This window comes from Spirosoma utsteinense (assembly GCF_014282275.1).
Classification (GTDB): Bacteria; Bacteroidota; Bacteroidia; order Cytophagales; family Spirosomataceae; genus Spirosoma; species Spirosoma utsteinense.
In genome coordinates, this window is record NZ_VFIA01000019.1 from 1 (window position 1) to 16,998 (window position 16,998).

Here is a 16,998-nt window from a genome sequence, read left to right on the forward strand (position 1 = left end):
ATTCCGAGACGTAGACAAAACCATAGAAAGTTCGGAGGCTATGCTACGAATTGGCTTTATTTCAATCCTGCTCAATAGGCTGGCCAAATAATAGTCCCAAACATACTCTTAGGTATGTTGGGTTTTTCAAGAAAATTAAGCACACGCCATTTGGCAAAAATGACACCAGGTATTATTCCCCCTTATGTTTGCTCATTGGGGTGTTGACGCTAGTCGTGGTGCTGAACCCGTAAATCACTAAAGGGGTGTTTCACATCCAGCCATAGATTCCTCCTTCTTTTTGGGGAAGTTCAGCCCCTACACCGCCAAGTATGTCAACTGCGTGCGCGACTAATAGAGTTTGATGGTCCTTAGAATGTCACCCAGTTAAAGTATAGAACCATCCGTTACTAGTTCATCATGAGTGCTGAACCGTGTCAGACGAAGTTGTAATCGACACTCCTCAATGGAAAGAAGCTCTAGACTCCAGCGGTGACTGGTTCGTTTGTGTTTTGAACAGCTTGCTAAACGAATGGAAATGTTCAAATCCCAATCGTTTAGCAATTTCACTGATGGTTAACTCGCTGGTCGACCTTTTTAAAGGAGTACGCAGGGACCTTGTGAATGAACGCGATACTGGTTTAGCCCAGGAAATTATAGACGGCTTCCAGTACTCGGTCCGGTTTTTCTTCAAACAGATAGTGTCCGCTGTCCAGAATGCCGATCACCTCAACCTGCTCGGCCATGGAGGGCAAACTCATTTGCAGGTAGTGGTAAGATACGTGGCTCCCAATACCCAAAACCGGCATCGTGAGTCGGGCATACATCCTGGCATCGGCTATGTCCTGGTCGAACGCCTGGTACCAGGCATTTGAAGCCCGGATGCTCTCGGGTTGATTGTATACGCTGGCGTAGAGGGCTCGATCGAAAGCGGACATCCGACTCTCATCCAACATAACATAGCCGAAGAGGTAATCCAACAGGTATTCGAACCGCCCCGCCAGTAATTGTTCCGGCAATCCCTTGACCTGATTGAAAGCCATCCACCAGGGGTAGGGGTACTGCCCGTTCATTTTTCGGGTAAATGATCCTGGGGCTGGCAGCATGGGCATCTGCATCATCCCTTCGCTGGGATGGGCTCCATCCGCCACGATGAGTTTTTCTGTCGCCTTTGGATAATTGAAGGCAAAGCTACTCGCCACCATACCGCCAATATCATGCCCGAGCAGGGAAGCCTTTTCCAGACCCATATGACCGAGTAGTTCGTAGATGTCTTGAGCCATCGTCTTTTTATCGTAGCCTGCCAAAGGTTTCTCGGAGCTACCCATACCGCGAATATCAACCAGGATGACCCGGTAGCGCTGGGCCAGTTGAGTGGCAATGGGATGATAGGAATACCATGTCTGCGGCCAGCCCGGCAGGCAGACCAGCGCCGGTCCACTGCCGCCGTCAGCGTAGTGGAGCCGCACCCCGTTGACGGTAGCATAGTGGTTGGTAAACCCTGGCAGATGTTTAATCAACTCCTCGTCGGAGTAGGCACCTGAAGAATCAGAAGATAAAGTTTGCATAAATATGAGGGGTAAGGCAGCCGGGAAAAACAGCTGCTTTGACTGGATCAAAGGTAGTCTGACCCCTCCCGGCCGATGGCCTCATTCCTGCGCACTTCTTACGTATTCCTGCGCTTTTAGCGCCTGGCTTAGCCCTGTTGAAAGACGCGGGGACTTACCCCTACGATCCGCTTGAAGGTAGCTGAGAAATGGGCGGGCGAGGTAAAGCCCAGGACGTCGCTCACGAGGGCCACGGGTAATTCCTCGGTGCGCAGTAGCGACTGGGCGCGCTGGATTTTCCACTTCAGTACGTACTGGTAGGGTGAATAGCCAGTCGTTTGCTTAAAAAGGCGGGCGAAGTGGAACACGCTCAAATTGGCCAGACCAGCCAGTCGTTCCACCGACACGAGCTGTTCAGCGGATGCTTCCAGGTAGTTGTCAATTCGAGCCAGCACTGCCCCCGACAGCCGCGCGCCGGGGTTTTGGGCCAGACGGCGCTTCCAGGTGGCGTGGTGCTCGATAAGGTGATAGCTGAGTGTGTTTGCTAACGATTCGACGTACAAATGCCCAAGCGAACTCGCCTGGCTTAGCGTCCCTATTAGTTGCTGGCCTAGCTGGGCCAGTAAGCCGTCCTCCGAGCGGAACCGTTCCCGCAGGGCGAAGTGAGTCAGGTCCAGGTCCCGGCGGGCCCGGGTTTCCAATTCCTGGGCATCCAGATGCACGTGAATCAGGTCGACTGACCCATCCCAGCTGAAAGGGCCATATTCCCCGCTGGGGTAAAGGCCCACATCCCCACGGCGAAACTGATCGACCTCCCGGCGGTGGCCGGTTTGGCGGTTGGCAACAACAGGTAGAGCGCCTTGATGAATGAGTAAAAGATGCTTCTGGTGGACATGAGCGGGTAGCGACATTGCCCCCAGGTGGTAGCGTTCTACTCGTATACCCGGCCCGACCATTTCGGTGTTACTGACCAGCGCCGGGCGGTCATATAGCTCGGAGGTGTAGGTATACGTTGGCGAATCGACCATAACGAATGATGGAGTGTGGTCAAGGGAGCTATTGTATAGTAGCTATTGATCGGTTTTTTGATCAGCAACAAGGGGAGAACCTATATGATTGCATTCAGGATAAAGTCAATCCGGTAGCGAAGGCAATAAAGGTCTTCGCAGCCTGGATTAGGGGTGAAAATTAGCCGTTTCGGGCGGCATTTTTCGCGGGGCTCCCATTACCTGGATTTGTAGCCTAAATAGTTAATGCTACTCGCAGACATGGGCAAAGGTTAGTCGATAGCGTAGGTAAATAAAGTAGTGGTCAAAATAATGGTCTGTTTTCAGGTAGAAGGTAATTAGACCAGGAGCGGAGAAAAAAGAATAGGCATTAGCCGACGAAAGTTTTATCTTTCCTGAGTAACCTTCTTTGGCGTATGAAGCTGTTATGCCGAGTTTTCCTGCTCATGCTTCTGTTCACGAGTAGCAGTCGGGCTGATCCAATTCCGGATTCCGTTCTTTTGGTTACCCATCTACCCGCAACCGGTTTGCTGCTGGATAAAGGGTGGCGATACCAGGCGGGTGACAAGCCGGACTGGGCAACGCCTGAGTATAATGATCGGAACTGGCAGCCAATTAATCCGACGCAGGATATTTACCAGTTACAGCCCATTTGGAACACGCCCATTGGCTGGTTCCGGTTGCATCTCTCGGTAACCGACTCGCTCTCCCGACAGGCCCTTGCCCTGCAAATTGAGCAGACCGGCGCATCCGAAATTTACCTCAATGGACGATTGCTTCTCCGGCTGGGGAAGCTAAGCCCCCGACCCGAACGAGTACAAGCCCAAACACTGCCTAATCAACTACTTCCTTTACCGCTGGCTGGTGGGCGGGATCAGGTGATTGCCGTACGATTCGCCTTGCAGCAACACATTCCCTACATCCAGATACTGGGCCGGGGCAATCCAGGGCTGCGGCTGAAAATGCAGGAAGTGCAGGCCGCCGTTCAGGCAATAGAAGCCAACGACAGCAAAGGGGTGGAGTCGTTCCGGGCGGGTGTTTTCTTTATGCTGGCTATTCTGCACCTGGCCTTTTTCTGGTTCTATCCGGCTCAACGAGCCAATCTGTATTTCTTTATTTATTCCTTTTTGGTGGCCCTGTCCACCCTGGCGGGGATTCAGGCGCAACAAGCTTACTTGGTGGAGGCTAAAATGTACCTGTTGATCCTGAGGCTGACGACGGGTATTTTGCCGAATACCTACTTTTTCCTGCTGGCCCTTTATAGTTTATTCGGCTTCCGAAGGGGACTTATTTTCTGGCTGTTATCGGCCGGTATGCTGGTGCTGTACCTGTTCAAGCTTTCCTATCAGGATGACTACCTGAAAAACTTTTTATTTGTCCTGGCCGTCTCGCTGGAATCCATCCGGCTTGCCCTCCGGGCGATGAAGAAAAAACAGCGGGGAGCCACACTAATCCTTTGGGGAGCTACCAGCTTTCTGGTTTTCTTCTGCCTGTTCCGGCTGTTGATTTATGGGTACATACCCGCCCCGCTATCCTACCAGGACTGGCTGTTCAACGTTAGCTTCATCAGCTTACCGATAGCCGTCTCGCTGGTGTTGGCCCAGGACTTTGCGTTCGTAAACCGGTCCCTGGGGACCAAGCAACGGGAAGTAGAACAGCTCGGGGAGAAGATGCGCCGGCAACAGCAGGAAAAGCAGCAGTTAGCGGAAATAAATGAGCTTCAATCGCGCTTTGTAGCCAATATCTCCCACGAGTTCCGCACCCCCCTGTCATTAATCCGGGGGACGACCGAAAAGCTCCGGCAACGGGAAGGAACGGTTGGCGAAAGGCAAACGGATTACCAACGTATTGATCAGAGCGCCGGGCAGGTATTAGGCATGGTGAATCAACTGCTGGACCTTTCCCGGCTTGAAGCAGGTAAACTTACCATCCACCCTGAACCAGCAGAGTTAAGTTCTTTTTTGAGAAGACTGGCGGGATCCTTTGTTTCCCTCTTTGAAAGTAAAGGCATTATCTATGAATATTCGGCTCCCTTGCAGTCGCTATGGGTAGCCGTCGACAGCGCCAGGCTGGAGCAAATTCTGTCCAACCTCCTGTCCAATGCGGCCAAGTTTACCCCTGGAGGCCGTGCCGTGCGGTTTGCGGCCAGGTTTGAGTTGCTTTCTGCTGAGCAGATGTCATTGCAGCTGGTCGTGGAGGACACGGGAATTGGCATTGCCCCGGCTGACCAAGACCGCATCTTTGACCGTTTCTACCAGGCCGATACGTCGACAACCCGTTCCTACGAGGGCAGTGGCCTTGGTTTGGCTATCGTGAAAGAACTGGTTGAGCTGCATGGGGGATCGATACATGTAGAGAGCACGATGGGCAACGGAACGACCTTTACCATACAGGTACCACTACCCCTGGTGACGGCCCCTGAAACGGTTTCGGCTACGGAAACGGCTTCGATCACCGAGCCCCTGCCCACGAATCGATCTTCTCAATGGCAGGCTCCCCAACACCCGGTAACCACATCGAAAGGTACCCCCCGTAAGACGCCGGCAACCAGTCAAGTGCTGGTGGTGGAAGACCACGCAGGACTTCGGCAGTTTATCCGGGAAGCGCTGGAGATGCAGTACACGGTGGAGGAAGCGGCCAATGGACAGGAAGGTTATCGACTGGCGCTTAAACACTTGCCCGACCTGATCATCTCAGATGTAATGATGCCCGGCCTGGATGGGCCCGGCCTGGATGGGCTGATGCTATGCGAGAAACTCAAAAGCGACCCGCGAACGTCGCACATCCCGATCATCTTACTGACTGCCAAAGCGGGTACGGAAAGCAGGCTACAGGGACTGAAAAATGGAGCTGATGAGTATCTGACCAAACCGTTTAGCTTGGAAGAGCTTCACCTCCGGGTGAATAATATCGTGGAAAGCCGCCGAAAGCTCCGGGATAAATACGCCCGGCAGGTAACGCTTCATCCGTCCGGAATTGCCGTTACCTCTACCGACGAACAGTTTCTTCAACGGGCTCTCGCTACGGTAGAGGCCCAGCTGGCAAACCCCACCTTTGACGTAGCGGATCTGAGCCGTGGGGTAGGCATGAGCCGGTCTAATCTACACCGCAAACTAACCGCCCTGACCGGACTATCCGCCAATGTGTTTATTCGCTCCGTTCGCTTAAAACGAGCCGCTTATTTACTGGAACGAGGCTACGGGAATGTGGGTGAGGTAGCCACACAAGTAGGTTTCAATAGTCTGAATTATTTTGCCAGGTGCTTCCGGGAGGAGTACGGAAAAACCCCGTCTGAATACAGTCGCCCTCAGACGGTCATCAACCCCGAGCCCTTACACCCATAAAAGCCCGGCTGTTTTCTGAGCCAGCACGGTTAAGGTAGCATCCATGTGCCAAAGCATAGAACAGGTGTTGCATGCACGAAATAGCGCTGCTTGTGGTACAGCTGTGCTCACTGAGTGGCGTTGACCGGCGTACGTTTGGGCCATATCTCCAAACCATTAACCGGTAATCAAGATGAAGACGTACTTATTGATCGCTTGCCTGTTCACTAGTAATCCCTTAATTCTCCGCTACACGGGCGCTTCGCTTCCCAACCGATACCCGGCTCCTGAGCCAGCCTATCAATTGGCTTTTGCCCATTTTGGGCCGCTTAATACGGATATTTTTATGGCGGACGCCGACGGCAGGAATGCCCGGCCCTTGCTTCCTCATGCGGCACTCGACTATAATGCGTCTTTTTCCAATGATGGTCACTGGGTGATTTTTACGTCTGAGCGGAATGGCTCGGCCGATATTTTCCGGGTTCACCCCGATGGGACAGAACTGGAGCGGTTGATTAGCGATCCTTCCTTTGATGATCAGGCCAGCTTTTCTCCCGATGGGAAGCGCGTTGTTTTTGTTTCCAGCCGGTCCGGTAATACGGATATTTTCACGCTGGACCTGGTCACGAATAAAGTAACCAATCTAACGCATCATCCCGGCGGTGATTTTCGGCCGGCCTGGTCAGCCGATGGTCAATGGATTGCCTTCACTTCAGACCGGGATTCTAAAAAGCCAATCCCGGATAAGGACTTCAGAACCTTACATTCCACAGAAATATACACCATGCGCTGGGATGGAACCGATCTGGTGAGAAGAACCAGTCAGGATGCTTTTGTGGGAAGCCCTTGCTGGTCGAAAGACGGCAAGCAACTGCTGGTATATCAGACCACCCTGGAAGGCGTCAGAAAACTAACAACCGTACAGCCCAAACTGAAAGCAGGAGCCACTTCGCAGATTGCCCTGATCAACCTCCTGGATCAGTCCATCGAACCGGTCGCTGCCGATAGTGGCGCAAAATTGTCACCCCAGTGGTTGGCCGATGGCAGCATTGCCTACGTCAAGGCAACAGCGCCCGGCAGCCTCGTTTTTCAGAATGGGCGGCCCAGTTTAGACGGTGAATACAATCATCCCCGCTGGTCGAAGGATGGCAAAAAAATGCTGTTTCACCGGGAACAACAGCACACCTGGCCGCCCATGTATCCCCTATACAGTCGAAATGCCCAGTTTGGGCTGCTGCGTTCGGGGGTATTTCCGTCGTTTTCACCGGCTGCCGGAAACGTGCTTATCTGTAATGACAAAACCGCCGGGGCCTTACACAATCAAATTTTGCAAATGAATCCTGATGGCACCGGGAAGAGAATTCTGTTTGGCGATTCGGTGAAAAGTGCCTTAGCACCAGTATGGTCACCGCAAGGGGATCGAATAGCGTTCGGGTTTGGCAGCTTTTTTCAAAACATGCTACAGGGGCGGTCTACAGCCGATATTGCCATCATCAATAAGGACGGGAGTGGCCTGAACGTACTGACCGATGGGCGGGGGAATTATGGTTTTCCCTCCTGGTCGCCGGACGGTAAAAAGATCGTGTATCGAGCCGCTACCGAAACCTCGAAAGGTCTGTTTATTCTGGAGGTAGCAACGGGTAAAAGCGCGCCCCTTACGCAGGACAGTCATGATAATTTTCCGGCTTGGTCGCCGGTTGCCGATGTCATTGCCTTCACCCGGAAGGCGGGTAACAACTATGACATCTATACGATCAAGGCCGATGGTAGTCAGCTTCGACGATTAACGACCGATCCCGGTAATGATGCGCAGTGTTCCTGGTCGCCCGATGGGAAATGGATCGCGTTTAGTACGGCCAGCGGTGGCTTTAAGGATGAATCTCCACTCTACCCGTTCAACCCCCAGCCCTACGGCGAGATAGGCGTCATGCGGGCCGACGGTTCTCAAAAAATGATGTTGACCGATAATCAATTTGAGGAAGGAACCATTGGCTGGATGCCGCTGGGCAGGAATCCTCAAAAGGCAAGGGCTTCCCGCTGATGCCAGTGATAGTCTAGGGTTGACCCAATTGCTGCCTAACCGTTGAGCAATTGGGTCAACTACTTGCTGAACTCAACAAAGGGACTGAACATCATGGTTTTCGGAAGCAGTCCGGACCCGGCTTCGTGTAAATAAACTATTGATTAGCCCTTTATCGGTTGCCGAGCTTGTAGAGCCTATACATTTCTATGGGTACATGTATTTAGCTTAATACTGCCTACACTTCCACCAGCTTTACTGATTACTGCTAAGATATGTCCGGCTCCCATTCTTATTGACATAATACTTGGCACCCCGCTCGCCGGTGCGGACGACTTCCCCATTGGGACCTTTCAGCACTTTATTGACGGGTGGCTGGTAGTCGGCCGACCTGGCCTTCTGTAGCTTGTTGTCGCCGGGTGCATTAGCTGGTTTAGCTATCTTTCTCTCGGTTTTAGCCGCGCGCGCTTTGGCCATTCGTGCCTCAACCGATAGCTTCTCATTGGTAACCACACCCTGACCCCGGGCGCTTAGTAGGGTAAACACCAGGTGGAACAGCAGCACTGTCTTTTTCATACAATTGAACGGAGTCTGTTTAGTCAGTAGCTAATCCATTCCCACAGCCAGTTGTTTGTAAAAATCATTCGCTAGTTATCGTACTGGCGGACATACTACCCCACATTGTAGTAAAAACGCCCCATTTAGGGGCAATCATAAAAACTACTATATCTAGCAAATAAATAGAGCATTTGCTGTAAATCCACATTTTCCTTGATGGCACGTTTTTTTAGAAGCCATTGTCAATGTCCAACATTTTCAATTTAGTACGTATGAAACATTTTTTGACCGGACTAGCCGCCGGATTAGCCGTCGGCTACCTGACCGCTCCCCGCTCGGGGAAAGAAACCCGCGACCAGCTGAAAAGCACCGCTGATGAAAAAACCAAAGGGGTGAAAGACAAGTGGAACAAAACGGTGCCCCAGGTGAAAGACCTCGTCGAAACCGTGAAGGCCAAGGTTGGCATGGGTCAATCGACACCTAACCTGTTTGCCGAAATGGAATCAGGTAGAATGGATAAATACAAAGTCGACGCCAACAATCAGCAAGAAGCTGTTAAGGCGGATAATAACAACTAGGTGGGCGAGCTGGATTCAGCTAACCCAGGCGTGAACAGGGCGGAAGATACCCTGAACAGCAAGTAAGTGCTTTCGGCCGATGCGACGGTTCGCCGATAGCATCACTGCTTGAATAGATTACTAGTTGCCTGATCTATCAGTGTTTTACTAATTATAATCAAAATGATTCAACGTTATGGAACGTGAAATTACTTATCAAGACCGGCCTTTTGACCGGACGAATTTTATGAAACGCATTTCATGGAGTGCCGTTTTTGCCGGGGTGTTGGTGGCCATTGTTACGCAGATGCTGCTCACCCTGTTGGGCCTGGGTATTGGTCTGGGAACAATTGATCCGGTTGAGGAAACAAACCCAACGGCGGGCCTGGGCATTGGTAGTGCCATCTGGTACATCATCAGCAGCTTGATTTCGCTATTTCTGGGTGGCTGGGTAGCCGGTCGGCTGGCTAGCGCGCCCCGCCTGTTCGACGGTGTCATTCATGGCGTACTGACCTGGTGCCTGGTTACGCTACTGACTATCTACTTCCTGACGACAACCATTGGCAGCATCATAGGTGGAGCCGGACGGCTGGTCGGTGGCCTCGTTCGCACGGCGGGTTCGGCCGCATCGGCAGCCGCTCCCCAATTGGGCGATGCCGTTCAGGACCAGTTGAAAGCTAATGGCATTGACATGAACGACCTTGACCTTGGTGATTTGAAAGGTGAGGTAAATCAGGTGCTTCGCCAGACGGGCGATCCGAATCTGAATCCGAACACGCTGGAACGTAAAGCCGACCGTGCTGTCGATCAGGCGGGCAACACCGCCGAACGGGCCGCGTCTAATCCACAGGGGGCCGACGATATGGCCAGTGGGTTGTTTAGCCGACTCTTCAAGCAGGGACAGGCTACGGTAAACAGTGTCGACCGGAATGACGCGGTGAATGTCGTGATGAAGCGCACGGGTAAAAGCCGGGCCGAAGCCGAGCAGACCGTCGATGGCTGGATTAAAACCTACCAGCAGGCCAGTGTAAAGGTGGAGCAGACGAAAAAAGAGGCCGAGACGAAAGCTCGTCAGGTGGCCGACGATGCGGCTTCGGCCGCTTCCAAAGGGGCCATCTTCGGATTCCTGGGCCTGCTGATTGGCGTAGCCTCGGCTGGTTACGGAGCCAAGATGGGGACCGACTCCAAAGACGATTATAACCGGTATGACCGGCCCGTTGGCGAAGTCCGTTAAGCAACCCCGGCTTACTAACCACCAAGGGGCAGCTAGCCCTGAACGAAACGCCGACGGTCCCGCTTTGCCGGGAAGATATAACCGTCAGGCAACCAATTAACCACTATGGACGGCCGGTTTGATGCACAGACCTTCGTTATAAATCAACGTTATTTTTTAATTTAAAAGCAAGTAACCCTAATGGCACTAACAGTAATCGGCATTTTCGACGATGCCAGCGACGCACAGCAGGCAGTAGAGGCCCTGGTAAACAAAGGCTTCAGCCGTAGTAACATTGATGTTTCAGCGGGTCGTAGCAGCGACACAACTTATTCGGATGGTACTGGCTCGGGCAGCACCATTCCCGACCGGCACGTAAACACATCGGGCACCCGGACCGAAGAATTCGTCGACGATACCAAAGACGTTGGCAGCGGTATCGGCAACTTTTTTAGTTCGCTGTTCGGTGGAGACGATGATAACGACGACAACCGGAAGTATTCGACCGTTGCCAGTCAGGGATCAATTGTAACGGTTCATGCTACCACAGAAGACGAAGCAGAGCAGGCGGCTGACATCCTGGATGAGGCTGGCGCTGTTGACGTGAACGAACGGGCGGCTACGTATGGCTATACCGGTTCGACGGGGATGGGCGTTGCTGATACGACCCAGCCAGTGGCTACAACCAACGCTGACCAGACGATCAAGGTGATCCGGGAAGACCTGGAGGTAGGCAAACGGACCGTTGAAACGGGCGGTGTCCGGGTGCGGAGCCGGGTTGTGTCGCGTCCGGTCGAAGAGAGCGTCCGGCTGCGTGAGGAGCGGGTCATTGTGCAGCGTAACCCGGTCAGTCGTACGGCCACGGCCGCTGACCTGAACGCGTTTCAGGAAGGACAGATCGAACTGACCGAGCGCGCTGAAGTGCCCGTTGTTTCCAAGACTGCTAATGTGGTGGAAGAAATTTCGGTGGGCAAAGAAGTAACCGAGCGCGAAGAAGTTATTCGCGATACGGTTCGCAACACCGAAGTCGATGTCGAAAACCTGGGCTCTACGGACAAGACCGTTCGCACCGACCGTACCGGTCTGAGCAGCGACGATGACGTGACCTACTCGACCAAATAAGTCGGTACTATCTCTTGAGTACCTGTTGTATCCGGGTAAACAACGTGGCGGCTGACTAAGGTCGCCACGTTGTCAATTAGATTCTACAGGCTGAAGACAAAGCATGACCAACAACCCCTGATCCGGCGATCCCATCCTATTGACGCGGTCGCTCCCGCATCAACCAGGCGTCTTCATTCCAGACTAGCCGGTAAACTATTCATCCCAATTATAACTTCATGAACACCCTTCTATTAGATCACCTGAGGTCTGTATTCACGACCTCGGCCGTGAGTGAACTGGCCCGCTCTGTTGGTGAGAATGCAGCTCCGACCCAAAAAGCCGTTGACGGCTTGCTACCCGCTGTGACGGCTGGCGTAATCAACCGCGCTCAAACCAATGAAGGAGCTGCCATGCTCTATCGACTGCTCACCAACACCCCTTTCGCTACGGACCCCAGCCTGGGGGTATTAGTTGATGCAGATACCCATCGGCAGAAAGCGGCCCAGTCGGGCAATGAATTGCTGGGACAATTATTTGCCGACCGACCCCAGCGGCTGGCCGCAGCGACTGCGGAATACAGTGGCGTTAGTGTAGGCTCGGCTACGACCCTGACGGGACTTGTTATGTCGATCCTGATGGGCTTTCTGCACAAGCAGATCACAACCCGTAACCTGTCAGAACCTCAGCTGGCGGCCCTGCTGCGCGACGAAAGCAATACAACCCGTGCCGCCGTACCAGCCGCCCTGGCTGGTTTGCTGGGCTGGTTTTTAGGAACGGGCATGAGCCGCCCGGTAACCCCTATCCGGCCCGAAGCGGTTACCCCCACCACCGACGACCGGGCGGGCGGAACTCCCTGGTGGCGTTGGCTCCTTTACATCCTGATACCACTCCTGCTGTTGTTCCTGTTACTGCGGGCCTGCAATCGGGATAAGACCGAAACAACGACCACAACGACCGAGCAATCCAGTGGAACGACGGTGGTTACGGATACGGTTGCCAGTGATCTGGACGGTAACGAGATGGCAACCGCTCAGGGCGATTCAACGGGTTCGTCTGCTAATGCAGCAGAATCATCCGGACCGGAGGTACGCGTCGGGGTCGATCTGCCGGGTGGCCGGAAATTAAACGTTGCCGAAAACTCATTCAATTATACGCTGGCTACCTTTCTGGCTACCAAGGGTGGAAAACTTCCCAAGATTTTCACGTTTGACAACCTTACATTCGAGACCAATTCGGCCCAAATTACGGCGAAGGCACGCCCTAATGTGGACGACCTGATGCAGATCATGCAGTCATATCCAACGCTTAAGATTCGTATCGAAGGCAACACGGATAGCACCGGCGACGACGCCATCAATGATCCGCTGTCGGGCGAGCGGGCCCAGGCCGTTAAACAGGCACTTGTTAAAGGCGGAATCAATGCAGACCGGATTACCACCCGGGAGCGCGGGGATACAAAACCCGTGGACACCAATGCAACCGAAGAGGGCCGTGAGAAAAACCGGCGCATCGACGTAATCGTTACCAACGTGTAGTGTTCGAGGTCCTTTCCTGAGATAGTTTAACCCGTTTCAGGAAAGGACCTTTCAAATGCAACCGTAATAAATCAGGTTATTTTATTAACACAGTAAGTCGCCCTCCTACGCGTGATCACGCGTAGGAGGGCAACTTCGTTTAGATACATCCACCATGATTTTATCAAAACACTGTAGGGGCAACAGGATGTTCTTTCGCTGGTTAGCCAGTAATAAACTTATTATATGAAGCCACGGTGTTTCGAATAGACCATACCGTAAAAAAGATAAGTTCATCGGAAATTGGGTTTGAGTCCGATCTTATCCTAATTGGTAAACAATCGCCTGGATCTCTCTACCCGATTGACTATTTTTTTATAGAACCTCAGCGATAGTAAGCGGATTTGGAAAACTCTACGAATGATGTGTACCCCTTTTTAGCGGGCCAGGGGGAGATGGCAGCGCTTATTCGGCGCTTCGATTGGGCAACCACGTCGCTGGGTACGCCTGACGGATGGCCGCAAAGCTTGCGAACGATGGTAAGCGTTATCCTCAATTCTAAATTCCCCATGTTTCTCTGGTGGGGTCCCGATTTAATTCAGTTTTACAATGATGCCTACCGGCCCAGCCTGGGTACCAGCGGTAAACACCCCTCCGCGCTGGGACAACCAGGGGAGCAGACCTGGCCTGAGAGCTGGTCAACCATCAAGCCCCTCATCGACCAGGTCGTAAGCGGAGGAGAAGCCACCTGGAGCGAAGACCAGCTTATTCCTATCGACCGCAACGGTGAGCGCCAGGACGTTTACTGGACGTTTAGTTTGAGTCCCGTAGCGAATGAGTCAGGCCAGCCAGCAGGTGTGCTGGTCATTTGCACCGAGACGACAAAAGCCGTTGTCAACTACCGAAAGCTGGAGGCAAGTGAAGCCCGCTATCGGCTCATGTTTGAACTGGCCCCCGTTGCGATTGGCACTTTGCGGGGCGAAGACTTGATTATAGAAACGGCGAATCCCAAAGTGCTGGAGATACTGGGCAAACCAGCCTCCATCGTGGGTCAGCCCTGGCTAGAGGCACTGCCCGAGCTAGTGGGCCAGCCAGCCGAAACGATTATACAAGAGGTGTATCGAACCGGTGTTCCCTTTACGATCAGTGAGTTCTCGGCACAGCTGGAGAAGAACGGTCAGCTCAGGCGCGGCTACTATACCTTTAGTTATTTGCCGCTAATCGAAGAGGGCGAGACGACGCGTATTTTACAGGTCGCCGTAGACGTCACGGAACAGGTGGCCGCCCGCCAGAAAATAGCCCAAAGTGAAGCCAAGCTCCGTTCCCTGATTGAGCATGCGCCGGTGGCCATGTGTTTGTTTGTGGGCCCGGACCTGACTATTGAGTTGGCCAATGAGTCGATGATCCGCTTTTTTGGCAAGGGTCACTCAATCCTGGGTAAACCGGTCGGGGATGTACTTAACACCCCGGGTGACCGGTTCGCCCTGCAATTGCTTGATCAGGTGTTTACCACGGGTGACGCTTATGAAGCCCAAAATGCTCCCGCTGACTTAACGATTGATGGCATACCGGGGACGTATTATTTTGATTTCAGCTTAAAGCCGCTCGTCGATGAGGTGGGTGCGGTGTATGCTATTCTGGAAACAGCGGTCGATGTTACCGGCCAGGTACTCGCCCGGATCAAGCTACAGGAAGCGGAAACAGACCTGCGCGTAGCGGTGGAACTGGCTCAGTTAGGGACCTGGAGTATCGATGTAGCCACCAACGGACTCGTCTTTTCGGATAGGCTGATCGAGTGGTTTGGCTATGACCCCGGGGCTCAGGCATACAGTCAGGTGATACCCATCCTGGATGGTAACGATCAGGAGCGCGTGAACAGGGCCGTCGCCCGGGCACTTGACCCGGAGTCGGGTGGTGTTTACGATGAAATCTACACCGTCATTCACCCAACTACCGGCCAGCGACGCATACTGCATGCTCAGGGCAAAACCGTATTTGATGCGACGGGCAAGGCGGTGCGGCTCAACGGTACGGCCCAGGATATCACCCTGCAACGGCAGTTACAGCTGGCCCTTGAAAATGAAGTTCAATTGCGCACTCAGGAACTGGCTGCGGCTAACGAAGAATTGCTGGCCAGCAACGAAGAACTGGAGAATGCCAACGAGTTACTAAACCGCTCCAACGAAAGTCTCCAGCAGTTTGCTTACGTGGCCTCGCATGACTTGCAGGAGCCCCTGCGTAAAATTCAGTCCTTTGGGGACCTGCTCCGGGGTAGTTACGGAGACCAGGATGGGCTGCTCTACCTCGATCGCATGCAGGCGGCAGGAGGCCGTATGTCAATCCTGATCAGGGACTTGCTGGCCTACGCGCGCCTGGGTATGGAGCCCTCCGAGCCTATAATGGTCAGTCTTAACCAGGTGATGGACACGGTGCAGGAGAACCTGGAGCTTCGTATCAGGGAAACGCGTGCCCAGGTGTCGGTGGCTGCCTTACCGACCGTATGGGGAGATGGCTGGCAGCTGGAGCAACTTTTTCAGAACTTGGTGAGCAATGCGCTCAAATTCAGTAAACCAGGTGATGGCGTGCCACAAGTCGAGATACGAAGCACCCTCGTACAAGCGGCAGAGATACCGCCAACTGTCAAGCCGGGCCGTACCGCTACTGCTTACTACCGAATCGAGGTGGCAGATAATGGAATTGGTTTTGAGCCCCGGTATGTGGATCGGATTTTTCAGGTCTTTCAGCGCCTGCACGGTAAGAATGAGTATGTAGGGACAGGCATTGGTCTGGCCATCTGTCAAAAGGTGGTCACTACGCATGGAGGAGCCATCACGGCTACGAGTCAGCCTGGTCAGGGTGCCACTTTCTCGGTGTACCTACCGATCTAAGACAATGACCGCCAATACGGGAATACGTTGACCGCTATTGAAATTTGCGGGCGGGCTCCCGATCAGGTCAGATTGCAACTGCCAAAGCCCGTCACCACTGTGGAGCTTATGGCCGCGCCAATGCCCATGATGAGTACGTCTTCAACCTGCGCTTGTAGCCCCAGTGCTCACCTTTCGCAGTTCGATGAAGCTGGTTCGGAGCGGGGCGCTACCCCCGGCGTGAAACAGATTTGGCGGGCATAGTTGGGGCGGGTTAAAACCAGCGTTCAGGCTACAGTCCCGTCGATTTCTCCATTTGTTCGGTATAGCGCGTACCAACGACGTTGATTTCGGCAGATGCTTTTTCAATGTCCTGGAGTTCGCCGGGCGTCAACTCAATAGCTGCGGCTCCATTGTTCTCCGTCAGGCGGTGCAGTTTGGTAGTGCCGGGAATAGGCACGATCCAGGGTTTTTGAGCCAGCACCCAGGCCAGCGCAATTTGGGCGGGCGTAGCGTTTCGGCGTTCGGCAAACTGTTGAATCAGATCCAGCAGGGCTTTGTTGGCGCTGCGGGCTTCTTCGGTGTATCGGGGCAGCGTATTGCGAATGTCGCCCGGCGCAAACTGGGTCGTTTCATCAATCTTTCCCGCCAGAAATCCCTTACCAAGCGGACTGTAGGCCACCAGTCCAATACCCAGTTCTTCGATAGTTGGAATGATTTCGGCTTCGTGCTGCCGGGTCCAGAGCGAGTACTCACTTTGCAGGGCCGACACAGGCTGTACGGCATGGGCGCGACGGATGGTTTGAGCCCCCGCTTCCGACAGACCGAAGTACTTCACCTTGCCTTCCTGAATCAGGTCTTTCACGGCACCCGCCACCTCTTCGATGGGTACGTTCGGGTCGACCCGGTGCTGGTAGAACAAATCAATAACCTCAACGCGCAGGCGTTTCAGGGAAGCTTCGGCCACGGCCCGGATGTTTTCCGGTCGGCTATTCAGACCCGCCATTTTTCCATCCTGAATGGTAAAGCCGAATTTAGTGGCTATTACCACCTCACCCCTGAACGGTTCGAGGGCTTCACCAACCAAGTCTTCGTTTACGAATGGCCCGTATACCTCAGCGGTATCGAAGAAGGTAACCCCCTGTTCAACCGCCGAACGAATCAGGGCGATCATTTCTGTGGTATCCTGAGCCGGGCCGTAGCCAAAGCTCATGCCCATACAGCCCAGGCCAAGCGCTGATACGGCTAAACCACTATTTCCAAGTTTGCGTGTTTGCATTGTTGTATTCAAAACAGTGTACGTTTATTA

General features: G+C 53.4%; 13 protein-coding genes and 1 pseudogene. 9 read left to right on the forward strand and 5 right to left on the reverse strand.

What is annotated here, in order from left to right; genetic code table 11:
• The first annotated feature begins 50 nt into the window (after window positions 1-50).
• Window positions 51-233 carry a DUF3995 domain-containing protein gene (locus FH603_RS15745; protein ID WP_222439555.1) on the forward strand — a complete coding sequence of 61 codons (183 nt, stop codon included), beginning with the start codon at window positions 51-53 and terminating at the stop codon, window positions 231-233.
• Between the two features lie 209 nt (window positions 234-442).
• Here the strand turns inward: FH603_RS15745 and FH603_RS28605 are convergent.
• The 3 genes and pseudogenes from FH603_RS28605 to FH603_RS15760 all read right to left on the reverse strand — a co-directional run.
• A pseudogene (locus tag FH603_RS28605) lies at window positions 443-577 on the reverse strand (AraC family transcriptional regulator); the annotation flags it as partial.
• A 43-nt stretch (window positions 578-620) separates the two neighbouring features.
• On the reverse strand, window positions 621-1,547 hold the full coding sequence (locus FH603_RS15755) for an alpha/beta fold hydrolase (RefSeq protein WP_186738496.1): 927 nt from the start codon (window positions 1,545-1,547) through the stop codon (window positions 621-623).
• 128 nt (window positions 1,548-1,675) lie between these two features.
• Complete coding sequence (locus FH603_RS15760) at window positions 1,676-2,554, reverse strand: helix-turn-helix transcriptional regulator (protein ID WP_186738497.1); 879 nt, start codon at window positions 2,552-2,554, stop codon at window positions 1,676-1,678.
• Between the two features lie 395 nt (window positions 2,555-2,949).
• Between FH603_RS15760 and FH603_RS15765 the strand changes: the two genes are divergently transcribed.
• On the forward strand, window positions 2,950-5,877 hold the full coding sequence (locus FH603_RS15765) for a hybrid sensor histidine kinase/response regulator transcription factor (RefSeq protein ID WP_186738498.1): 2,928 nt from the start codon (window positions 2,950-2,952) through the stop codon (window positions 5,875-5,877).
• Window positions 5,878-6,049: 172 nt separating this feature from the next.
• The gene (locus FH603_RS15770) at window positions 6,050-7,897 is read left to right on the forward strand and encodes a PD40 domain-containing protein (RefSeq protein WP_186738499.1); all 1,848 of its coding nucleotides are present in this window, start codon (window positions 6,050-6,052) and stop codon (window positions 7,895-7,897) included.
• Between the two features lie 234 nt (window positions 7,898-8,131).
• On the opposite strand, the gene FH603_RS15775 is transcribed toward FH603_RS15770, so the two are convergent.
• On the reverse strand, window positions 8,132-8,452 hold the full coding sequence (locus FH603_RS15775) for a hypothetical protein (RefSeq protein WP_186738500.1): 321 nt from the start codon (window positions 8,450-8,452) through the stop codon (window positions 8,132-8,134).
• A 254-nt stretch (window positions 8,453-8,706) separates the two neighbouring features.
• On the opposite strand from FH603_RS15775, the gene FH603_RS15780 reads away from it, so the two are divergent.
• The 6 genes from FH603_RS15780 (at window position 8,707) to FH603_RS15805 (ending at window position 15,953) form a co-directional block, all read left to right on the forward strand.
• Window positions 8,707-9,012, forward strand: coding sequence for a YtxH domain-containing protein (locus FH603_RS15780; RefSeq protein ID WP_186738501.1), 306 nt, complete (start codon window positions 8,707-8,709; stop codon window positions 9,010-9,012).
• 226 nt (window positions 9,013-9,238) lie between these two features.
• A complete protein-coding gene (locus tag FH603_RS15785) occupies window positions 9,239-10,225 on the forward strand; it encodes a YrzE family protein (protein ID WP_235985263.1) in 987 nt (328 codons plus the stop codon).
• A 180-nt stretch (window positions 10,226-10,405) separates the two neighbouring features.
• The gene (locus tag FH603_RS15790; RefSeq protein ID WP_186738503.1) at window positions 10,406-11,326 is read left to right on the forward strand and encodes a YsnF/AvaK domain-containing protein; all 921 of its coding nucleotides are present in this window, start codon (window positions 10,406-10,408) and stop codon (window positions 11,324-11,326) included.
• Between the two features lie 218 nt (window positions 11,327-11,544).
• Window positions 11,545-12,843, forward strand: coding sequence for an OmpA family protein (locus FH603_RS15795; protein WP_186738504.1), 1,299 nt, complete (start codon window positions 11,545-11,547; stop codon window positions 12,841-12,843).
• 404 nt (window positions 12,844-13,247) lie between these two features.
• Window positions 13,248-15,710, forward strand: coding sequence for a PAS domain-containing sensor histidine kinase (locus tag FH603_RS15800; RefSeq protein ID WP_317171190.1), 2,463 nt, complete (start codon window positions 13,248-13,250; stop codon window positions 15,708-15,710).
• A gap of 27 nt (window positions 15,711-15,737) precedes the next feature.
• Complete coding sequence (locus FH603_RS15805; protein ID WP_186738506.1) at window positions 15,738-15,953, forward strand: hypothetical protein; 216 nt, start codon at window positions 15,738-15,740, stop codon at window positions 15,951-15,953.
• A gap of 28 nt (window positions 15,954-15,981) precedes the next feature.
• Here FH603_RS15805 and FH603_RS15810 read toward each other — a convergent pair whose 3' ends face one another.
• Entirely contained in the window at window positions 15,982-16,968 is a 987-nt protein-coding gene (locus FH603_RS15810) for an aldo/keto reductase (RefSeq protein ID WP_186738507.1), read from the reverse strand.
• Window positions 16,969-16,998 lie beyond the last annotated feature (30 nt).

What these genes read in the sequence shown, in the direction of transcription:
- FH603_RS15780 (WP_186738501.1), top strand. Translation starts at nt 8,707, where the DNA reads ATGAAACATTTTTTGACCGGACTAGCCGCCGGATTAGCCGTCGGCTAC.
- FH603_RS15760 (WP_186738497.1), bottom strand. Translation starts at nt 2,554, where the DNA reads ATGGTCGATTCGCCAACGTATACCTACACCTCCGAGCTATATGACCGC.
- FH603_RS15775 (WP_186738500.1), bottom strand. Translation starts at nt 8,452, where the DNA reads ATGAAAAAGACAGTGCTGCTGTTCCACCTGGTGTTTACCCTACTAAGC.
- FH603_RS15770 (WP_186738499.1), top strand. Translation starts at nt 6,050, where the DNA reads ATGAAGACGTACTTATTGATCGCTTGCCTGTTCACTAGTAATCCCTTA.
- FH603_RS15810 (WP_186738507.1), bottom strand. Translation starts at nt 16,968, where the DNA reads ATGCAAACACGCAAACTTGGAAATAGTGGTTTAGCCGTATCAGCGCTT.
- FH603_RS15755 (WP_186738496.1), bottom strand. Translation starts at nt 1,547, where the DNA reads ATGCAAACTTTATCTTCTGATTCTTCAGGTGCCTACTCCGACGAGGAG.
- FH603_RS15790 (WP_186738503.1), top strand. Translation starts at nt 10,406, where the DNA reads ATGGCACTAACAGTAATCGGCATTTTCGACGATGCCAGCGACGCACAG.
- FH603_RS15765 (WP_186738498.1), top strand. Translation starts at nt 2,950, where the DNA reads ATGAAGCTGTTATGCCGAGTTTTCCTGCTCATGCTTCTGTTCACGAGT.
- FH603_RS15785 (WP_235985263.1), top strand. Translation starts at nt 9,239, where the DNA reads ATGAAACGCATTTCATGGAGTGCCGTTTTTGCCGGGGTGTTGGTGGCC.
- FH603_RS15795 (WP_186738504.1), top strand. Translation starts at nt 11,545, where the DNA reads ATGAACACCCTTCTATTAGATCACCTGAGGTCTGTATTCACGACCTCG.